The sequence below is a fragment of the Intrasporangium sp. DVR genome, from assembly GCF_040365325.1.
GTDB lineage: Bacteria > Actinomycetota > Actinomycetes > Actinomycetales > Dermatophilaceae > Intrasporangium.
This window is the reverse complement of record NZ_BAABZW010000055.1, coordinates 1-3,579: the sequence shown is the minus strand read 5'-3', so window position 1 is coordinate 3,579 and position 3,579 is coordinate 1. Positions and strand designations below refer to the sequence as shown.

Below are 3,579 nucleotides of genomic sequence, written 5' to 3'. Positions count from 1 at the left end.
GACCGGAAACGATGCGGCATCAAACCCGTGCCGGTTCACTCTGCAGGGGATGGATCTGGTCAAGGGCGGCGCCGAGGTGGTCCTTCTCGATCTCGAGGTCGTAGCGGGTTTGCAGGTTGAGCCAGAACCGGTCGGTGGTGCCGAAGTAGCGGGCCAGCCGCAGCGCGGTGTCCGCGGTGATCCGGCGCTTGCCGTGGACGATCTCGTTGATCCGTCGCGGCGGGACACCGATCGAGACGGCGAGGTGGTGCTGGGTGACCTCCAGCGGGGTCAGGAAGTCCTCGAGGAGGACCTCCCCGGGGTGGATCGGCGCGATGGTCGCCATCGGTGTTCCTCCTTCGGTCAGTGATAGTCGACGATCTCGACGTCTTCGGGCCCTGCGGGTGTCCAGGTGAAGCAGATGCGCCACTGCTGGTTGATGCGGATGCTGTGTTGTCCGGCGCGGTCGCCTCGCAGGGCTTCGAGTCGGTTGCCGGGTGGGACCCGCAGGTCGTCGAGCGTCTCGGCCGCATCGAGCAGGACGAGTTTGCGTAGGGCGGTCCGCTCGATCCGCGGGTCGAGCTTCTTGGTGCGTTCTCGTGACCACAGCCGTTCCGTGACCGCATTGCCGAACGACCTGATCACACCCTGAGCATAACGCGTCGCGTTATGCCTGTCGATCCGTCGGCACGGACCGAGAGCTGGCTCGTGGAGGAAGCCCACTTCGCCGCGTCACGGGCGGCGTCGTGCGTCCCCTGGGTGACACGTCGTTCACCGCTCCCGGCAGCGACGCGGAGTAAATTGGCGAACGAAGGGAGTCGAGATGATTCGACGATGATTCTCTTTGGCCTGTTCTTCGGACGATGGTGGCGAGCCACCTTAGCGGCAGCTGCGCTGGCATGGCCCTTGCTCCTCGTAGTCACCGACGTGGCTGGCATGGACCCCACTCTGCTCGGGGCTGCGGCACTCGCGGTCGTCAACTCTGCGGTTGGGGTGCTCGTCCACCAAGCCGCCCTTTTGGCCTACCGACGCCATCGCCCTCCCGTCGCCAAGGAGGTTCACAGCTGACCTCAAGCGTCCGGATCGGCCCCGACGCGCGAGGCGGGAGCGCAACCGCGTCAATCCGGCACCCCTCTGACGTCAAGAGGCCGTTTCGAGGCGCCTGCGGACCGTGGTCTTCCTCGCCGGTGTCGGCGCGGGTAGCGTCGTTGGTGCGGGTCCGGGAAGTGGCTGATCCGAAGTTCCGGTGTGCGGGTGCGAGCCGGCCGCGCTGGATTTGTGTGACGCCCCGCGGTGCCCTCCCGGGACCGTGTCAGCTGCCGCCGGTGTGGCGGCTCTGGCGTCGGCGAGCAGCTGCCGGTAGAGGGCGTCGGAGATCCGTCGTTTGAGGCAGCGCATGGCTTCGGCCTTGGTCTTGCCGGCGGCGATCTTGCGCAGGTAGTACGCCCGGCCCGGGGTGTTGAGGCGGATCTGGGTGGTCGCGGCGATGTGGATCATGTGGTTCATCCGCCGGTTCCCGGCTCGGGAGAGCCGGTGCCGGACGATCTCTCCGGAGGAGGCCGCGATGGGGGCGGTGCCGGTCCAGGACGCGAACCGGTTCCGGTCGGTGAAGCGGGCCACGTCGCCGACGTCGGCCAGCACGCGGGCGGCGACGATGGGGCCGACGCCGGTCAGGTCCATCAGGCTCGAGCGGGAGGCCTTGACCATCGCCTTGAGCTCCTTGGTGCGCTCCTTGATCTTCGCGTCGATGGCGACGAGCTCGCCCAGCTGCTCGAGCGCGAGTCCCTTGCGCGTCTTGCCCGCCAGGTCCCTCGGCCGAACCGAGGAGAGAATCCGCCTGGCCTGCAAGGGCGTCAGGTCCTTCTTGGTCCTGCCCGGGGTCAGCTCGGACAGCAGCCGGTGCAACCGGTTGATCGTCTGCACCCGTTGGCGGGGTCAGCTCCTCACGTCGGGCCACCAGCATCCGCAGCGCCTCGAGCTCGACGTCGTAGGACAGGACTCGCAGCCCCTTCGTGCGGACCGCGACGACGGCGACGGCGTGCGCGTCGTGGGCGTCGGTCTTGCGGTTGTGACCGGTGTCGAGCGCGCGGGCTCGGGCGCTGAGCTTGGCCGGAACGTCGACGACGTGCTCCCCGTCGGCCAGCAGCCGCTGCGCCAACGGGCGACCCGCGCCGTTGCTGCCCTCGACCGCCCAGACCCGCTCCCGGTACGCGGCGACGTGCCGGCGCATCGCCGCGTAGCCGGCCTTGTCGGTGCCGAACCGGCCGGTGGCCAAGACGGTCTCCGGTCGTCGACGACCTCGATGGTCGCCGACAGCTTGTGGGGATCGACCCCGATGAACACCTTCGCCATGCCGCTACCTCGCCTCGTGATGGACCTGTAGGGATTGCGAGGCGGGCAGTGCTACTGAGAGCTGGGCAGACCCCTCTGGAGCCACACCTCACGGGCGGCACCCGGCGGGAACGCAAACCGAAGTAGAGCCACACCGATCACGCTGGTGGGCAGCCGCTTGGAGAGCTTCCCGCCGGGCGCCTGGACCGAGTCTGGCCGGACACCGGTCCTACCGAAAGTGTCTAGTAGCCGCGATCAGCGGGACCCTCGGCTGGTTGATCGGAGCCGTAACGCGCTTTTGTCAACATCTGCGGCGATGATGGACACGACCGACGAGGCCCAGTGATCCCCACCATGATCGTGTTTGGGCTTGTCGCTGGGCGCTGGTGGAAGACCAGCTTGGCTGCTGGCACGATTAGCTGGCCGACGCTGTTACTCGCACAAGGCGTGCTCCACGCTCCGCGGGAGGTGTGGGCGCGGCGGCTATCGGGCTCGTCAACACGCTCGCCGGCGTCGCGGTTCATCAACTCGCTCTCCGCCTGATGGGCGCCACCCGCACGCGTCCCCGCTCCGGGCGCGCATCGGCCTTGGCGCGCGCTCGTGTCTCTCCCATGTTGTTCAGCGTCGCTGTTGCCGCAGAGCTATTCCAGACCCACTCAATATCCCGATGCCGAAAGCCAGCAGGAGGAAACCAGGTCCCGGCGACCGGATCATCAGTACGCCAACAACGCTGATGGCGAGTCCGACGATGAGTAGCGCCTTCAGCATGCCGGCCACCCCTTCACAGACCGTCGGCGACCTCGGGGAGGCCACAAGGCGCGTCCATCTGCCGCCTGCCGGGCGTTGGCGTTGTGGGAGACCCGCCCAGCGCGGCGCTTTGGCCATGGCGTAGGGATGGCGACTTTCCACGGACGGCCGATAGATGGAGTTGCCGCTTGGCGCGACACGTGGATCTCGATTCCGAGGTCGTAGTCACTGGTCGCGATGCCCCCAATTCTCCGGCAAGCACCCAAGGAACCGGCTTCGACGCGTAAGTCACGTCTACCGTCGGCGGAAGCGCCATGATTGCGTCGACGGCTGTTGGCGTGTCCCTCTTGGGCCGCACAAAAGCTGGCTGACGCCACGTCCGCTCATGCCCTGAGGGGACGCCTACTCCGGTGGGCCTTGCCGCCGCCCCGCCTCCAAAAGGAGTTGCCCCTAGTTCGAGCGCGGGGTCGTGACTTAGCCTCGATCGGGCCTTGCCCCCGGTTCTTGGACACGGGGTGGGAT

The 3,579-nt window shown here is 67.6% G+C and carries 3 protein-coding genes and 1 pseudogene; all 4 read right to left on the bottom strand.

All coding sequences use genetic code 11. The features are described 5' to 3' along the window. Positions 1–19: 19 nt before the first annotated feature. The 4 genes and pseudogenes from ABWV20_RS19295 to ABWV20_RS19275 all read right to left on the bottom strand — a co-directional run bounded on the left by ABWV20_RS19295 (position 20) and on the right by ABWV20_RS19275 (position 3,078). Positions 20–325, bottom strand: coding sequence for a HigA family addiction module antitoxin (locus tag ABWV20_RS19295; RefSeq protein ID WP_353358107.1), 306 nt, complete (start codon positions 323–325; stop codon positions 20–22). Between the two features lie 17 nt (positions 326–342). Next, positions 343–624, bottom strand: a complete 282-nt coding sequence (locus ABWV20_RS19290; RefSeq protein WP_353358105.1) for a type II toxin-antitoxin system RelE/ParE family toxin — start codon at positions 622–624, stop codon at positions 343–345. Between the two features lie 495 nt (positions 625–1,119). Next, positions 1,120–2,331 (bottom strand): annotated as a pseudogene (locus tag ABWV20_RS19375) (IS110 family RNA-guided transposase). A 597-nt stretch (positions 2,332–2,928) separates the two neighbouring features. Then, positions 2,929–3,078, bottom strand: a complete 150-nt coding sequence (locus tag ABWV20_RS19275; protein ID WP_353358101.1) for a PGPGW domain-containing protein — start codon at positions 3,076–3,078, stop codon at positions 2,929–2,931. Between the last annotated feature and the right edge of the window lie 501 nt (positions 3,079–3,579).